This is a genomic window from Allorhizobium sp. nf9_anc (assembly GCF_056323085.1).
In genome coordinates this window covers 471,206-485,442 of the sequence record NZ_CM150481.1, presented here as the reverse complement: position 1 = coordinate 485,442, position 14,237 = coordinate 471,206, and the positions used below count along the sequence as shown (strand labels likewise).

Annotated in this window: 13 protein-coding genes; 6 read left to right on the top strand and 7 right to left on the bottom strand. The window is 62.3% G+C overall.

Annotation, left to right across the window (positions count from 1 at the left end):
* Nucleotides 1-38: 38 nt before the first annotated feature.
* Entirely contained in the window at nucleotides 39-923 is an 885-nt protein-coding gene (locus tag AC02Y0_RS02170; protein ID WP_476382055.1) for a methylated-DNA--[protein]-cysteine S-methyltransferase, read from the bottom strand.
* 81 nt (nucleotides 924-1,004) lie between these two features.
* Entirely contained in the window at nucleotides 1,005-1,499 is a 495-nt protein-coding gene (locus tag AC02Y0_RS02165; RefSeq protein ID WP_476382053.1) for a DUF2244 domain-containing protein, read from the bottom strand.
* Between the two features lie 25 nt (nucleotides 1,500-1,524).
* Between AC02Y0_RS02165 and nth the strand changes: the two genes are divergently transcribed.
* Entirely contained in the window at nucleotides 1,525-2,304 is a 780-nt protein-coding gene (gene nth / locus AC02Y0_RS02160; protein WP_476382051.1) for an endonuclease III, read from the top strand.
* Between the two features lie 3 nt (nucleotides 2,305-2,307).
* Here the strand turns inward: nth and AC02Y0_RS02155 are convergent, their stop codons facing one another.
* Nucleotides 2,308-3,021 (bottom strand): sulfate transporter family protein, encoded by a 714-nt coding sequence (locus AC02Y0_RS02155; protein WP_102018503.1) that lies wholly within the window; start codon nucleotides 3,019-3,021, stop codon nucleotides 2,308-2,310.
* A 63-nt stretch (nucleotides 3,022-3,084) separates the two neighbouring features.
* Nucleotides 3,085-3,873, bottom strand: a complete 789-nt coding sequence (locus AC02Y0_RS02150) for a carbon-nitrogen hydrolase family protein (protein WP_476382049.1) — start codon at nucleotides 3,871-3,873, stop codon at nucleotides 3,085-3,087.
* Between the two features lie 157 nt (nucleotides 3,874-4,030).
* Here AC02Y0_RS02150 and AC02Y0_RS02145 point away from each other — a divergent pair, with 157 nt between their 5' ends.
* Entirely contained in the window at nucleotides 4,031-4,522 is a 492-nt protein-coding gene (locus tag AC02Y0_RS02145; RefSeq protein WP_476382047.1) for a hypothetical protein, read from the top strand.
* Nucleotides 4,523-4,558: 36 nt separating this feature from the next.
* Here AC02Y0_RS02145 and AC02Y0_RS02140 read toward each other — a convergent pair whose 3' ends face one another.
* Both AC02Y0_RS02140 and AC02Y0_RS02135 read right to left on the bottom strand, forming a co-directional pair.
* Complete coding sequence (locus AC02Y0_RS02140; RefSeq protein ID WP_476382045.1) at nucleotides 4,559-6,394, bottom strand: ABC transporter ATP-binding protein; 1,836 nt, start codon at nucleotides 6,392-6,394, stop codon at nucleotides 4,559-4,561.
* A 45-nt stretch (nucleotides 6,395-6,439) separates the two neighbouring features.
* The gene (locus tag AC02Y0_RS02135) at nucleotides 6,440-7,603 is read right to left on the bottom strand and encodes a M20 aminoacylase family protein (RefSeq protein ID WP_476382044.1); all 1,164 of its coding nucleotides are present in this window, start codon (nucleotides 7,601-7,603) and stop codon (nucleotides 6,440-6,442) included.
* 322 nt (nucleotides 7,604-7,925) lie between these two features.
* On the opposite strand from AC02Y0_RS02135, the gene AC02Y0_RS02130 reads away from it, so the two are divergent.
* The 3 genes from AC02Y0_RS02130 (at nucleotide 7,926) to AC02Y0_RS02120 (ending at nucleotide 11,636) form a co-directional block, all read left to right on the top strand.
* On the top strand, nucleotides 7,926-9,632 hold the full coding sequence (locus AC02Y0_RS02130) for a peptide ABC transporter substrate-binding protein (protein ID WP_102018508.1): 1,707 nt from the start codon (nucleotides 7,926-7,928) through the stop codon (nucleotides 9,630-9,632).
* A gap of 74 nt (nucleotides 9,633-9,706) precedes the next feature.
* Nucleotides 9,707-10,717, top strand: coding sequence for an ABC transporter permease (locus AC02Y0_RS02125; protein WP_102018509.1), 1,011 nt, complete (start codon nucleotides 9,707-9,709; stop codon nucleotides 10,715-10,717).
* Between the two features lie 61 nt (nucleotides 10,718-10,778).
* A complete protein-coding gene (locus AC02Y0_RS02120) occupies nucleotides 10,779-11,636 on the top strand; it encodes an ABC transporter permease (protein WP_245407879.1) in 858 nt (285 codons plus the stop codon).
* Between the two features lie 18 nt (nucleotides 11,637-11,654).
* On the opposite strand, the gene AC02Y0_RS02115 is transcribed toward AC02Y0_RS02120, so the two are convergent.
* Entirely contained in the window at nucleotides 11,655-12,356 is a 702-nt protein-coding gene (locus AC02Y0_RS02115; RefSeq protein WP_476382042.1) for a phosphatase PAP2 family protein, read from the bottom strand.
* A 697-nt stretch (nucleotides 12,357-13,053) separates the two neighbouring features.
* Between AC02Y0_RS02115 and AC02Y0_RS02110 the strand changes: the two genes are divergently transcribed.
* On the top strand, nucleotides 13,054-14,052 hold the full coding sequence (locus AC02Y0_RS02110) for a P1 family peptidase (protein ID WP_476382040.1): 999 nt from the start codon (nucleotides 13,054-13,056) through the stop codon (nucleotides 14,050-14,052).
* Nucleotides 14,053-14,237: the final 185 nt, after the last annotated feature.

Below are 14,237 nucleotides of genomic sequence, written 5' to 3'. Positions count from 1 at the left end.
TCCTCTCACAGAAGCAGCCATCCGAAAAGCGCCGCGCTTCACCCCTTACCCGCCTCCCAGCCAAGCATGGCCCGCTTGCGGGTCAGCCCCCAGTGATAGCCGGTCAACGCGCCGCTCTTGCCGAGTGCCCGGTGGCAGGGCACGACAAACGAGATCGGGTTGCGGCCGACGGCGGCGCCCACGGCACGGCTGGCAGTCGGCTGACCGATCTTTTGAGCAATATCAGAATAGGTGACGGCCTTGCCGAGCGGGATTTGCAGCAGGCTTTCCCAAACACGGATCTGGAAGTCCGAGCCGATCAAGACGACCCGCAGGGGCTCTTCCGCCGACCAGCGCTCCGGGTGAAAGACACGCGCGGCATAAGGCGCGGTTGCCACGCTATCCTCGACGTAATGCGCATTCGGCCAGCGCTGCGCCATGTCGTCGAAACAGGCGATCTCGCCGCCGACATCAGCAAAGGCGAGCCCTGCCAGCCCGCGCTCGGTGATCATGACAAGCGCCAGCCCGAAGGGAGACGAATGGTAGCCGAAACGAATGGTGAGGCCAGCGCCGCGCGCCTTCCACTCCCCAGGGCTCATGGCCTCATGCGTGACGAAGAGATCATGCAGGCGCCCGGGACCGGAAAGGCCAAGCTCAAACGACGTCTCCAGCAACGGCAATTCCTCGCGTCCCAGCAACCGCTTGGCATGGTCGAGTGTCACGGCCTGCAGGAAAGCCTTGGGGGAAAGGCCCGCCCAGCGTGTAAACGTCTTCTGCAATTGCGTCGGCGACTGGCCCAGCCGCTCGGCGATCACCTCCAGCGACGGCTGGCTCTGATAGTCAAGCGTCAGCATCTCGATCACCTGCCGCACGGTCTCATAATCAGAGCCATCGGGTGTGATGTCGGTGGAGCCGGAAAGGTCGATCTGTTGCGCAAGCGTCATGGCGAAATCCTCAATCTGATCAGGACTTCACCACGGGCAAGCCTTGGACGCCACCCGTTTCTTGCGCCGATGTTGGGTAACTCAGATCCGCTGCTTGGCCGTCGCGAGTGCCCCCGTGAGGGCCTTGGCGAAACTCTCGCGATCATCGGGGTTAAGAAAGGAGCCGACATCGGTGCCGCGACCCTCACCGCTCACCATCATCGATGTGATGCCGAACTCCTCGTGGCGGTGCACGAAGAACCGCGCCCAAAGCGTCTTGAAGGTGTGCTCGGTCATCCGGCCAGCAGGCGTGAATTTACGGATCGAGAGGCTGGTGCGCGACACCGTCACCTCTTCACGCGCCCGCGCAGAACGATAGTTCAGCCAGAAGGCCCCGTAGAGCAACAGGAAGTCGAGGCCGAAGAACAGGCCGATCGGCCATGCGCCGGTTGCCATGAAGAAGATTGCATGCAGGAAACAAACAGTGCCAGTCACCGCAAACAGAATACGATACCCCTTGCGGCCAAGCGACCGGTAGGGCGTCAGTTCCGCTGCGAAAATCGGCTGGTCTGCCGCCTGCTCGAGATTGCCTTCCATCACTGCGCCCGATTATAGGTTTTCCATGACTGTAGCGAAGCCGAAATCCAGCACCCAAACTTTGAAAAAGTCAAATCCTGCGACCCGTCGCAAGCCAGCGGCACGCCGTCGCACGGCTTATTCAAAGGCCGAATTGGAAGAGATCTTCCGCCGCTTCTCGATCCAGAGGCCGGAGCCCAAGGGCGAGCTGGAACACGTCAACCCGTTCACGCTTGTCGTTGCCGTGGCGCTCTCCGCCCAGGCAACCGACGCAGGCGTAAATAAAGCGACGCGCGCTCTCTTCAAGGTGGCTGACACGCCGGAAAAGATGCTTGAACTCGGCGAGGAAAAGGTCCGCGACTACATCAAGACGATCGGGCTCTACCGCAACAAGGCGAAGAACGTCATTGCGCTGTCCCAGAAGCTGGTCGACGACTTCGGCAGCGTCGTGCCGCGCACCCGCGAAGAACTGGTGACGTTGCCGGGTGTGGGCCGCAAGACGGCCAATGTCGTGATGTCCATGGCATTCGGCATCCCGACCATGGCGGTCGACACGCATATCCTCCGGATCGGCAACCGCATCAAGCTCGCGCCCGGCAAGACGCCGGATGAGATCGAGGACATCCTGATGCGGATCATCCCAGAACAATATCTCTTCCACGCCCATCACTGGCTGATCCTGCATGGGCGCTACTGTTGCAAGGCGCGGCGCCCCGAATGCGAGCGCTGCGTCATCGCCGACATCTGCAAGTCACCGGAAAAGACGGTGGATGTCCCGGCCCCGCTCGTCGAATTGCCGCAGCAAGTGATCGGCGAGGTCGAGTGACGCTTAGCGCGCGAGCGCCACGTCCCGAGCCGTCAGCGCCTTGTGCAGATGCACCATCAGGCCTGCGGCGAAGAGCGGGGTGAGAAGGTTGACGATCGGCACCGCCAGGAACAGCGCAATCACCAGGCCCGCCATGAAGACGGTGCCGGAATGCCTGGACCTCAGCAGCTTTGCCTCTTCGACACTGCGGAAGCGCATGGCAGCGAACTCGAAGAATTCGCGTCCGAGCAGATAGCCGTTCACCAGGAAGAAGGCGATGATGTTGATGCCCGGGATAAAAAGCAGCATCAGCGCGAAGAGATTGCCGACGATAACCACGCCGAAGAACTTGATCGAGGCGATGATCGCCTGGCCCATCGGCATCGCCGTGCCAGGCGGATCATTGGGATAGTCCCGCTTCTCGACCACCTCGGCGACGTCATCGAGGAAAAGACCGGCGATGATCGCAGTCACGGGCGACAGCAGCAGTGCGAGCCCAAGCGCCAGCCCGATGCTGGCGAGAATGCCGAAGATGAAGGTCAGCCACCCGGCCCAGTCCGGAAGCTCGGGAATGAAGCCCTGGAGCAGCGGCATGATGAAAGCCATGAAGCTCTCGCGCAATCCGAACCACAGGCCGATGAGCACGAGGATCGTAAGACCAAGCGTCTTCCAGAACACGGTCCGCGTCTCGGGAGCGAACAGGTTGCGCAGCGACAACGCGGCAGCGTCAAAAATCATCGGGGTCTCCTTCATCTGTCGCTGTGATGTAGGAGACCCGGGCGCCCGCTGCAATGCGGGGCGTCAGCCCAGACGATAGAGGCCGGGCCTGCGATCGATCAGATAGGGGTTCTGCGCCTTCGCGTCGTCGTAAGCCTTGGGATCGATCTCCGCGACCAGCAAGGTTTCGCGCATGCCGGCCCGCGCCAGTTCGTCACCGTCGGGACCGAGGATCACCGAACGCCCGCCATAGGAGAGGTCGTTCTCCTTGCCACAGAGATCGGCATAGACCAGGAACACACCGTTTTCGAAGGCGCGTGTCGGCACCACCGTATCGGCGACCCGACGGCTGATGATGCCTTCAGGCAGTGCTGTCGGTACCAGGATCAGTTCCGCGCCGGCGAGCGCAAGCGTGCGGACATTTTCCGGAAACTCCACATCGTAGCAGATCAGCATGCCCGTCTTGATGCCGTTGAGATCGAAGATATGCGGCGGCTCGGCGCCCGGCACGAAGGCTGCCCGCTCCCCGTCGCCGTAAAGATGGCTCTTCCGATAGAATTCCGTGCTGCCGTCAGGCCGGATGAGCACCGAGGAATTGAACACCTGATTGCCGTCCCGCTCGGGGAAGCCGGCGCAGATGGCAAGGCCGCAATCCGCAGCGATCTCCGTCAGCGCTCCGATGATCGACCCGTCACGGCCTTCCGCGACCTCCTCGAACTGGGCGCCCAGCGCATAACCGCTCGTGCCGAGCTCCGGCGTCACCAGCAGTTCCGCCCCCATTTCCGCCGCCGCCATCGCCGCTTGCGCGATCTTGCCGATATTGCCCGGGACGTCGCCGGAAAGCGGCTGCATTTGATAGAGCGAAATCAGCATGATGCACCTGTCTGCGTCGGAGGTTGAGTTCGAAGGGTAGTGCTGCATGCCTAGCGCAGACAAGCGGCAACTCCAAGGCAGGCATCTGCGGTTGCCTTTCCGGTCGCCGCCCTTATCTTCAGGGGATGGATCATGAAATCGAAGCCAACCTTACGTGATGGCATTTGTCGTCACCGCCGCCATCGCCCTGTTGCTGATCGAGCTTTTCCTCAGGCGTCGTCCCTGGGCGATTGCGCTGACCGCTGCGATCGCCGTTATCGCCACGATCGTCTGGCTCTTCAGCGATGGCCAATCCCGCCAGCAACAAAACGCCGTCTCGGCGGTCACCGTGACGGTGGCGGCTGACGCATCGGTATGCGTTGACCAGGCCCTTCCGATTTCCGCGACCTTGGCCAACAATTCGGATGCGATGGTGAACCGCCTGTTGTTCGACCTTGTCGGGCGGGAGGAAGGCCGAACGGCGGTCGCCTATCGCGGCACCCTGCGCCACGATCGCGCATTGGCGCCCGGCGAAACCCTCACACGATGCTACGCCCTGCTCTATCACGGCTTTTCACATCCGCGCCCACAGATCATCGACGCCACGAAGTATCAATGGACAGCGCACGTGTCGCTGGTCGGCTTCGGCAACGCGCCTGTCGAGCAATAGGGAAACCAGCCCCGGGATCGGGACTGGCACCATGCCTCACATCTGCACGAGGTGACCTTCGCTCACTTCCCGGTACTGCCGCACCGGTGGCTGGAAACCCACGGGACGGATCGGGCTCTTGATCTCGTCGGTGGACAGATTGCGCTTCAGCTTGCGACGCGCCGGATCCGGCACCGGCACCGCCGCCATCAGCTTCTTGGTGTAAGGATGCTGCGGATTGTCGAAGACTGCCTGGCGCGGACCGATCTCGACGATCTCCCCGAGATACATCACCGCCACCCGGTGGCTGACCCGCTCGACGACCGCCATATCGTGGCTAATGAAGAGATAGGCCAGATTGAAGCTCTGCTGCAGGTCGAGCAGTAGATTGCAGACCTGCGCCTTGATCGAGACGTCGAGGGCCGACACTGCCTCGTCCGCCACGATTATCTTCGGATCGAGCATCAGCGAGCGGGCAATTGCGATGCGCTGGCGCTGGCCGCCTGAAAACTCGTGCGGATAGCGCGGCATCATCTCGGCGGACAGACCGACGCGTTCGAGAAGATCGGCCGCCTTGTCACGCGCTTGCGCCTTCGAGCCAAGCTTGTGCTCGACATAGGGCTCCATGACCGCATGTCCGACGCTCATGCGCGGGTCGAGGCTGGCAAAGGGATCCTGGAAAACCATCTGGATGCTACGACGCATGGTCCTGAGCGCCGCCTGGTCGAGCCGCCCGACATCATATCCGTCGACGGCAATATGGCCGGAAGTCGGCTCGACAAGCCGCGTGATCGAACGTCCCGTGGTCGATTTGCCGCAACCGGATTCGCCGACCAGCGACAAGGTCTCGCCGGGCCTCAGATCGAAGGAGACATTCTCGACGGCATGCACGGCCCCGCTCTTCCGCCCGAACAGACCGGAACGAATGTCGAAGCGGGTCGTGAGGTTCTTCACCTCCAGAAGCGGGCGGCTCCCGGCTTCCGGGATCCCGGCTTCCGCCTCCGGCACCAGCGTATCGCCGGTCTTGATGTCGATCACGGGGAACCGCATCGGCCGCTGGCGCCCGCCCATCGAGCCGAGCTTCGGCACCGCCGAGAGCAGCGCCCGCGTGTACGGGTGTTGGCCGCGGTTGAAAATATCATCAGTCGTGCCGGTCTCCACAGCTTCACCGCGGAACATGACGATGGTGCGGTCCGACACTTCAGCGACGACACCCATGTCATGGGTGATGAAGAGAACCGCCATGCCCTCCTCGTCCTGCAGGGTCTTGATCAGGTCGAGGATCTGGCCCTGGATCGTGACGTCGAGTGCCGTCGTCGGCTCGTCGGCGATCAGCAGCTTCGGCCGTGACGCAAGCGCCATGGCGATCATCACGCGCTGGCGCATGCCGCCTGAAAACTGATGTGGATATTCGTCGAAACGGTTCTTCGCATTCGGGATCCGCACGCGATCGAGCAGCCGCAATACCTCCGTCTTCGCATCGGCGTTCGAGATATCGCGATGGCAGGTAATGGCCTCGGCGATCTGCTTGCCGATCGGGAAGATCGGATTGAGCGAGGTCATCGGCTCCTGAAAGATCATCGAGATCTGGTTGCCGCGCACCTGGCGCATCTGCTCGGCATCGAGCGTCAGAAGCTCGCGCCCCTCGAGCTTGACGCTGCCTTCGATGCGGCTGGTGATCTGCGGCAGGAGCCGCATGATCGAAAGCGAGGTGACGCTTTTGCCGGACCCCGATTCGCCGACGATCGCGACCGTTTCACCGGCCGCGATATCGAGGTTCATGTTGCGCACAACAGAGCGCCACTCGGTGCCGATCCTGAAGGAGGTCGTCAGACCTCGCACGGAAAGCACCGGTGCCCCGCTCGTCTCTTTTCCCTGTTCCACCGCGGCCATATCCCGTTCCCCTGTTTTTATCTGTATCGAGATGTGGTCGTTTGATCAGGCGGCGAGCGCCGTCTCGGCGAGCGTCACCCAGTAGCTGATGCCATAGGGGATGACCTCGTCGTTGAAGTCATAGGCCGAATTATGCAGGTTCGCCGTGTCACCATTGCCGATGAAGACGAACGAGCCGGGCCGCGCTTCCAGCATGTAGGAGAAATCCTCCGCACCCATGGTAGGCGGGAAGGCATCGCTGACGGCATGGTCGCCGGCGACCTTGCGCATGATATCGACGGCGAAGTCGGTCTCGGAGGCGTGGTTGAAAGTGACGGGATAACCGCGGTGATAACGCAACGTTGCCTTGGCACCCATGGCCATTGCCACACCGCTGGCGATTTCGCCGATGCGGGTCTCCGCCATCTGGCGCATCTCCGGCAGAAGCGTGCGCACCGTGCCCGACAGCTTCACCATATCGGGGATGACATTATAAGCGTCGCCACCATGGATCTTGGTGACCGTGATGACCACAGAGCTTAAGGGGTCCGCCTCACGCGATGCGATCGACTGCAAGGCAACGACCACCTGGGAGGCGGCGAGCACCGGATCGACGCTCTTGTGCGGCATGGCGGCATGGCCACTGCGGCCCTCGATCTCGATGTCGAACTGATCAGCGGCCGCCATGATAGATCCCCGGCGGGTGGCAAAGGTGCCGACCGCCATGCCGGGATGATTGTGCATGCCGTAAACTTCCTTGATGCCGAAGTTTTCCATCATGCCATCGGCAACCATTTCGCGCGCACCGCCGCCACCCTCTTCGGCCGGCTGGAAGATGACGGCGATCGAACCGCGGAAATTGCGGGTTTCGGCGAGGTATTTCGCAGCCCCCAGCAGCATGGCGGTATGCCCGTCATGGCCGCAGGCATGCATCTTGCCAGGCGTCTTGGAAGCCCAGGCCTTGCCCGACATTTCATGAATCGGCAGGGCATCCATGTCGGCACGGAATCCGACGACCGGGCCATCGCCGCGATTGCCCTTGATGATGCCGACCACGCCGGTGCGACCGATCCCCGTCTTCACCACGTCACAGCCAAATTCCTTGAGCTTCTCCGTTACGAAGGCGGCCGTGCCATGCACATCGAAGAGAAGTTCCGGATTTTGGTGCAGATGGCGGCGCCACTCCGCGACTTCGGGCTGAAGTTCGCTGGCGCGGTTGAGCACTGGCATGAAAGGACCTCTTTTTGTCGTTGTTCCCCGCAGGATTTCGCGCATACTGTGCTGCGATGCGCAGCTTTGGCAAGCCGCAAAATTCCATCTTGCATGGAAAATAGGCTTGTGTTTACATGGCCTAAATTTTAGCCAACCCGACAGATGCTGAGCTGTCCGGGAACGCCTGTCGCGACTCCGATATTTGCCGGATGTGCCTAAATTTTCCTGAAATACCAAAAAGATAGGTGGTTGACATTTCTTGAATGCGCTGGCCACATCCCGGGTCGGCAGATCGGGTTACCATCATGCCTGCTAACAAAAAATAATGGGGAATGAGCACATGAACACTCGCAAACTGATGCTGGCAGCGTCTGCTGCCGCTTTTGCGCTGACGGCAGCGCCGGCAATGGCCGAACGCGGCACCGACGGCGACCTGAAGATTATCTTCTGGCAGGCCGTCTCGACGATGAACCCGTATCTGTCGGGCGGCACCAAGGAAGTCTACGCAGCCTCGATGGTCATCGAGCCGCTGGCCCGTTACGACGAGACCGGCGCGCTGGTGCCGATGCTCGCCACGGAAATCCCGACGGTAGAAAACGGCGGCGTCGCGGCCGATTTCAAGAGCATCACCTGGAAGCTGAAGCCCGATCTGAAGTGGTCGGACGGCACGGCCGTGACGGCTGAAGACGCCATCTTCACCTGGAAATACTGCACGGCACCGGACGGCGGCTGCGCCCAGGGCGCCTATTTCGAAGGCGTGACCAATGTCGAGGCGATCGACGCCTCCACCATCAAGGTCTCCTTCGCCGATGCCAAGCCTTATCCGTACAGCGCCTTTGTCGGCGCGCAGGCCCCGATCATCCAGGCTGCCCAGTTCAAGGATTGCCTCGGCGCCAAGGCACCGGAATGCACCTCGGCCAACTTTGGCCCGATCGGCACCGGCCCCTTCGTCGTGAAGGAATTCAAGCCGAACGACGTCGTGACCTTCGAAGCCAACAGCAATTACCGCGATGCTGCCAAGCCGGCCTTCGCCTCGGTCACCCTCAAGGGTGGCGGTGATGCAGCGTCGGCTGCCCGCTCGGTTCTCGAAACCGGCGAATTCGACTATGCCTGGAACATGCAGGTTGAGCCTGAAATCCTCGAGCAGATGATGGCTGCCGGCAAGGGCAAGATCGAAGTCGCCTTCGGCACCCAGGTCGAACGTATCGACATCAACCCCTATGGCGTTGACGCCTCGCTCGGCGACAAGCGCTCGACCAAGGAAGCCGGCCCGCATCCGGCCCTGTCCGACCCGGCCGTGCGCCGCGCACTCTCGATCGCCATCGACCGCGAGATCATCGATGAAGCCGGCTACGGCCCGAACGGTCAGCCGACCTGCAACATCCTGCCCGCTCCTGACATCTATGTCTCGACCGCCGTCGACTGGTGCCTGAAGCAGGACGTCGAAGGCGCCAACAAGCTGCTCGAAGACGCCGGCTGGAAGATGGGCTCGGATGGCATCCGCGAAAAGGACGGCGTCAAGCTCTCCTTCCTCTACCAGACCTCGACCAACTCCGTCCGCCAGGGCACCCAGGCGCTGGTCAAGGACATGTGGAGCCAGATCGGCGTCTCCGTCGAACTGCGCAACATCTCGGCCTCCGTCTTCTTCGGCGGTGACCCGGCCTCTCCGGACACCTTCCAGAAGTTCATGGCCGACATCCAGATGTACACCAACAACTTCGACGGCACCGACCCCGAGAAGTACATGGCCGGCTGGATGTGCGACAAGATCCCGAGCCCTGCCACCGGCTGGCAGGGTGAGAACATCGTCCGCTATTGCAACCCGGAATACGATGCGCTCGTGAAGGAACTCGGCAAGACCGGCGAACTCGAAAAGCGCGCCGAAATTGCCAAGAAGCTGAACGACATGCTCTCCAACGATGTCGCCCAGATCCCGCTCATCCATCGTGGCCAGCCTTCGGCTGTCAACAACACGCTGCTGGGCGTCAAGATGAACGCCTGGGACTCGGAACTCTGGAACGTCGCCGACTGGTCGCGCGCTAAGTAATGCCATAGGTGCCGGGCCTGCCCTGTCGGCAGGCCCGGCATCAGCATTTTCTGTGACAGTCTGGAGACCAGCCGATGTTTACCTTCACCGTCCGGCGGCTGCTGTTCGCAGTCCCGACGCTACTGGCCATCAGTTTCATTATTTTTGCCCTGCTCGACCTCTCCCCAGGGGATCCCTTAAGCGACCTGCCGCTGACCATTCCGCCTGATGTGCGTGAGCAGATCCGCGCCGCCATGGGTCTCGATCAGCCCTTCCTCATCCGCTATTTCAAATGGCTGCAGCAGTTCTTCATCAATGAACCGCTCAACATCTTCGAACAGATCACCGGCATCACCGTCGGTTCCGGCGAGCGCATGCGCGTGCTCTCCTGGGCGACCCGCAGCCCCGTGGTCGACCTGATCGTCCAGCGCCTGCCGCAGACGCTCTGGGTCGTTGGCCTGTCCTATCTCTTCGGCGTCCTGATCGCGATCCCGATCGGCGTCATCTCGGCCTATCGCCAGTATTCCTGGTTCGACCAGATCGGCACCTTCATCTCGATGGTCGGCTATTCCGTCCCGACCTTCTTCACAGGCGTTCTGCTGATCGTCGTCTTCTCCTCCTACCTGCAGTGGTTCCCGTCGATCTACGATACCACGCTGGTGGTCAACAGTTGGGACAGCTTCGTACTCCAGGTGAAGCAGATGTTCCTGCCCGTGCTGGTGCTGACGCTCTTCAACGTCTCGCAGATCAGCCGCTTCGTGCGCGCCTCCATGCTCGACAACCTGAACATGGATTATGTCCGCACGGCGCGCGCCAAGGGCGTCAAGGAAAAGGTCGTGCTGCTCGTGCATGTCCTGCGCAACAGCCTGATCCCGGTCGTCACCGTCATTGCGCTTGGCGTGCCGACGATCTTCTCAGGCGCCATCATCACCGAACAGGTCTTCCGCGTGAACGGCCTCGGACAGCTGCTGATCACCGCGATCCAGGGCGCAGACATCCCGCTCGTGCAGACGCTGACCTTCATCTTCGCGATCCTGATCGTGCTCTTCAACCTGATTGCCGACGTTCTCTACGGCATACTCGATCCGAGGATCCGCTATGAGTGACGCCGCCATCGTGACTGCAACAGCACCGCAGACAAGGCCCCAGAGCGGCGGCTTCTGGCCCATGCTCTGGCGCCAGTTCCGCGCCCACAAGGGCGGCGTCGCCGGCCTGATCGTCTTCACCTTCATCGTGCTGGCCGTGTTCATCGGCCCCTACATCCACACGATCGACCCGAACAAGATCGACATCCGCGCCAAGAACCAGGGCCCCTCCTGGGAACACCCTTTTGGCACGGACAACCTCGGCAAGGACATGCTGGCCCAGGTGCTGGCCGGCGGGCAGATCTCGCTCGCCGTCGGTATGACCGCGATGTTGCTGGCGCTGGTCGTCGGCACGCTGATCGGCGTGCTCTCGGGCTACTCCCGCAAACTCGACGGTCCGCTGATGCGCATGACCGACCTCTTCCTCGCGCTGCCGCTTTTGCCGCTGCTCCTGGTCATCATCATGCTCTTCCGCGACACACTACGGGCAGCCTTCGGGCCGGAAACCGGCATCTTCATCCTGATCGTCTTCATCATCGGCATCACCAGCTGGATGCACACCGCCCGCATCGTTCGCGGCGACGTGCTGGCGATCAAGAGCCAGGAATTCATCCTGGCGGCGAAATCGAGCGGCATGCGCGAATACCGCATCATCATCAAGCACATCCTGCCCAATGTGATGTCCTCGATCATGGTCTCGGCGACGCTCGGCATCGCCACCGCCATCATCACCGAATCCGCGCTCTCATTCCTCGGCCTCGGCTTCCCGCCCGACTTCCCCACCTGGGGCCGCCTGCTCTTCGACGGCGCCAACTTCCTGCAGATCAACCCGTCTCGCGTGTTGTGGCCGGGCCTGGCGATCTCGCTAACGGTGTTGAGCGTGAACTACATCGGCGACGCGATCCGCGATGCGCTCGATCCGAAGGCGTTGAAGCATTGAGAAATCGCAGCGGGCGCTTTAGCGCCCGCTCGGGCTCCCCAACACCCGCCTTGCCACGAACCAGCTCCCGCACGCCCAGACCATGCCCGCCGCCCAGCCGCCGAGCACGTCCGTCGGATAATGCACACCGAGATAGATGCGGCTGAGGCCAATGATCAGCGTCAGCACCACAGCGACCAGCGGGAAGAAGTACCGCAGCGATACGCGCTCCTCGAGCCGTGACAGCATAGCGCCGAGCGTCAGATAAGTGATGGCGGACAGCATGGCATGGCCGCTCGGAAAGCTCATATCGGTGACTTCGACCAGATGCTGGACCACCTCCGGCCGCGGCCTTGCAATGCCGAGCTTCATGGCGCTGCTCAAAGCCCAGCCGCCGAGGATGGAGGCCGTGACGAAGAGGGCGGTCCGGTATTTGTGGCGGAGTGCGAGATAGACGACAACAAGGGTGACCAGCAGCGTCAGCACGGTGACGCCGCCGAGTGCGGTAATGTCCACCATCATCTTGGTGAGCCAGGCAGGCCCCCGCGGCATGGCCGGATCGGCAGGGTCGCGCAACATCAAGAGCACGCCCTCATCAAAGGCCCGCGTCTCGCCCTCCAGCACCTCGCCCGTCAGCTCGAACAGGAAGTAGGCGACCAGCGCTGCCACCAGCGCGGTCAGCCAGACACGCCGTTCTGCCGCCGAGGCGATGCGAGTGAGATGGAGCTTGATGCGATGCATGGGCTGGTTCCTGATCGGTGGCGTTGAACGTACATCGCGTCGCAAGGCGCGTGCGTCAACCGGGACGCGGGAGGCAAATGTGGGCGGGTCGCGGTTGTTCCATACGACTAGTCCAGCGGCATCGTTTCCCCGCGCGGGAATGGGTGGACGCGATGATTGCGCCGAGCCAGGGGGTTTGCCCCTCACCCTACCCTCGCCTTAGCTGCGGGGAGAGGGAGGCACGCGCGGTGGCCGTCTCGGCCTTCTCCCCGCTTGCGGGGAGAAGGTGCCGCCCTTCGACAGGCTCAGGAGGTGGATGAGGGGCTCTAAAGCGGCAAGGCAGCAGTGCCAACTGTTCCAGAATACAAAACCGCATCTACCCGGTATAAGTGCCCACCAAACGGGAGCCCACAACTTGCCCTTCGCCAGAGCCTTCGTCACGACCCTGCTGTCAACTATAGCTGCCGTCTGCTTCATGGTTGCCCCCATTCTGGGATTGGCAGGGCTCGCCGCATGGGCGGACTATCAGAACCTCCACTGCCCTGGCGCATACCAATGCAGTGACGCGGCCTCTACAATCTGGGTCGCAGGCATATTGGCGCCGCTTTCGCTCATACTGGCCGTCGGCATCGTTTGTTTCAGATGGAAAAGAAGCGCCTGGCGCGCTGGACGACGCGCCTGATTTAGCCACCCTCCGCCCACCCACTGGAGAACCCCCATGCCCCAAGGCCCCCTCAACATGCTGACCGACATCTCTGGCCTCTCCGTCGGGCATGCGACCGATCTCGCCCTCGGCTCCGGGGTAACCGTAATCGTGTTCGATGAACCCGCGACCGCCTCGGGCACCGTGCTCGGCGGCGCGCCAGGCGGGCGGGACGTCACGCTCCTTGACCCGTCGATGACGGTCCAACAGGTCGATGCCTTCGTGCTCTCGGGCGGCTCGGCCTTCGGGCTCGATGCCGCAGGCGGGGTGCAATCGGGCCTGCGCGCCGCCGGTCGCGGCTTTGCCGTCGGGCCGGTGCGCGTGCCGATCGTGCCGCAGGCGATCCTGATGGATCTCTTGAACGGCGGGAATAAGGACTGGGGCCTGCATGCGCCCTATCGCGACCTCGGCTATGAGGCCTATCAAAACGCCGCCAAGGGCGCCTTCCCGCTCGGCACGGTCGGCGCGGGAACGGGTGCTACGACCGCCAACTTCAAGGGCGGCCTCGGCTCGGCCAGCGCCGTCTCGTCTTCAGGCCATACGATCGCAGCACTCGTTGCCGTCAATGCCATGGGCTCTGTGGTGATCGGCGACGGACCGCATTTCTGGGCCGCCCCCTTTGAAGAGGGCCAGGAATTCGGCGGGCTCGGCCAGCCTGCCCAGGTCAGCTCCGACGACCGGGCGATGCGCATCAAGGGCTTGCGACTGACGGCCACGACCATCGGCGCTGTCGTGACCGATTGCACTCTGTCAAAACCCGAGCTCCACCGCCTGTCTCTGTCAGCCCATGACGGCCTGGCGCGCGCGGTGCTCCCCGCCCATCTGCCGCTGGATGGCGACACGATGTTTGCGGCCTCGACAGGCAAGCGTAAGGGCAATGGCACGGCAGACCTCATGGAACTCTGCCATCTGGCAACGCTGGTCACGGCCCGGGCCATTGCGCGCGGTGTGTTCGAGGCCGTGGCGCTGCCCTATGCCGATGCGCAACCGGCATGGCGTGACAGGTGGGCGTGACTTCTTCTCCCCCTTGGTGGGGGAGAAAGCGATTTCGATGAATTAGTCGTGGCGCAAGCCACGGCTAAACTTCAGAAATCGCAAGTGAGGGCGTCCGTTCTCAGTGGCAACTGAACCGGTCCCCTCACCCGGAAATTCTGAAGTTTAGGCGGATTGCGCTCGCCTAAGCCTTCGATTTTCCGTCC

Coding starts and splice junctions, on each gene's coding strand:
- AC02Y0_RS02170 (WP_476382055.1), bottom strand. CDS start 923: ATGACGCTTGCGCAACAGATCGACCTTTCCGGCTCCACCGACATCACA.
- AC02Y0_RS02165 (WP_476382053.1), bottom strand. CDS start 1,499: ATGGAAGGCAATCTCGAGCAGGCGGCAGACCAGCCGATTTTCGCAGCG.
- nth (WP_476382051.1), top strand. CDS start 1,525: ATGACTGTAGCGAAGCCGAAATCCAGCACCCAAACTTTGAAAAAGTCA.
- AC02Y0_RS02155 (WP_102018503.1), bottom strand. CDS start 3,021: ATGATTTTTGACGCTGCCGCGTTGTCGCTGCGCAACCTGTTCGCTCCC.
- AC02Y0_RS02150 (WP_476382049.1), bottom strand. CDS start 3,873: ATGCTGATTTCGCTCTATCAAATGCAGCCGCTTTCCGGCGACGTCCCG.
- AC02Y0_RS02145 (WP_476382047.1), top strand. CDS start 4,031: ATGGCATTTGTCGTCACCGCCGCCATCGCCCTGTTGCTGATCGAGCTT.
- AC02Y0_RS02140 (WP_476382045.1), bottom strand. CDS start 6,394: ATGGCCGCGGTGGAACAGGGAAAAGAGACGAGCGGGGCACCGGTGCTT.
- AC02Y0_RS02135 (WP_476382044.1), bottom strand. CDS start 7,603: ATGCCAGTGCTCAACCGCGCCAGCGAACTTCAGCCCGAAGTCGCGGAG.
- AC02Y0_RS02130 (WP_102018508.1), top strand. CDS start 7,926: ATGAACACTCGCAAACTGATGCTGGCAGCGTCTGCTGCCGCTTTTGCG.
- AC02Y0_RS02125 (WP_102018509.1), top strand. CDS start 9,707: ATGTTTACCTTCACCGTCCGGCGGCTGCTGTTCGCAGTCCCGACGCTA.
- AC02Y0_RS02120 (WP_245407879.1), top strand. CDS start 10,779: ATGCTCTGGCGCCAGTTCCGCGCCCACAAGGGCGGCGTCGCCGGCCTG.
- AC02Y0_RS02115 (WP_476382042.1), bottom strand. CDS start 12,356: ATGCATCGCATCAAGCTCCATCTCACTCGCATCGCCTCGGCGGCAGAA.
- AC02Y0_RS02110 (WP_476382040.1), top strand. CDS start 13,054: ATGCCCCAAGGCCCCCTCAACATGCTGACCGACATCTCTGGCCTCTCC.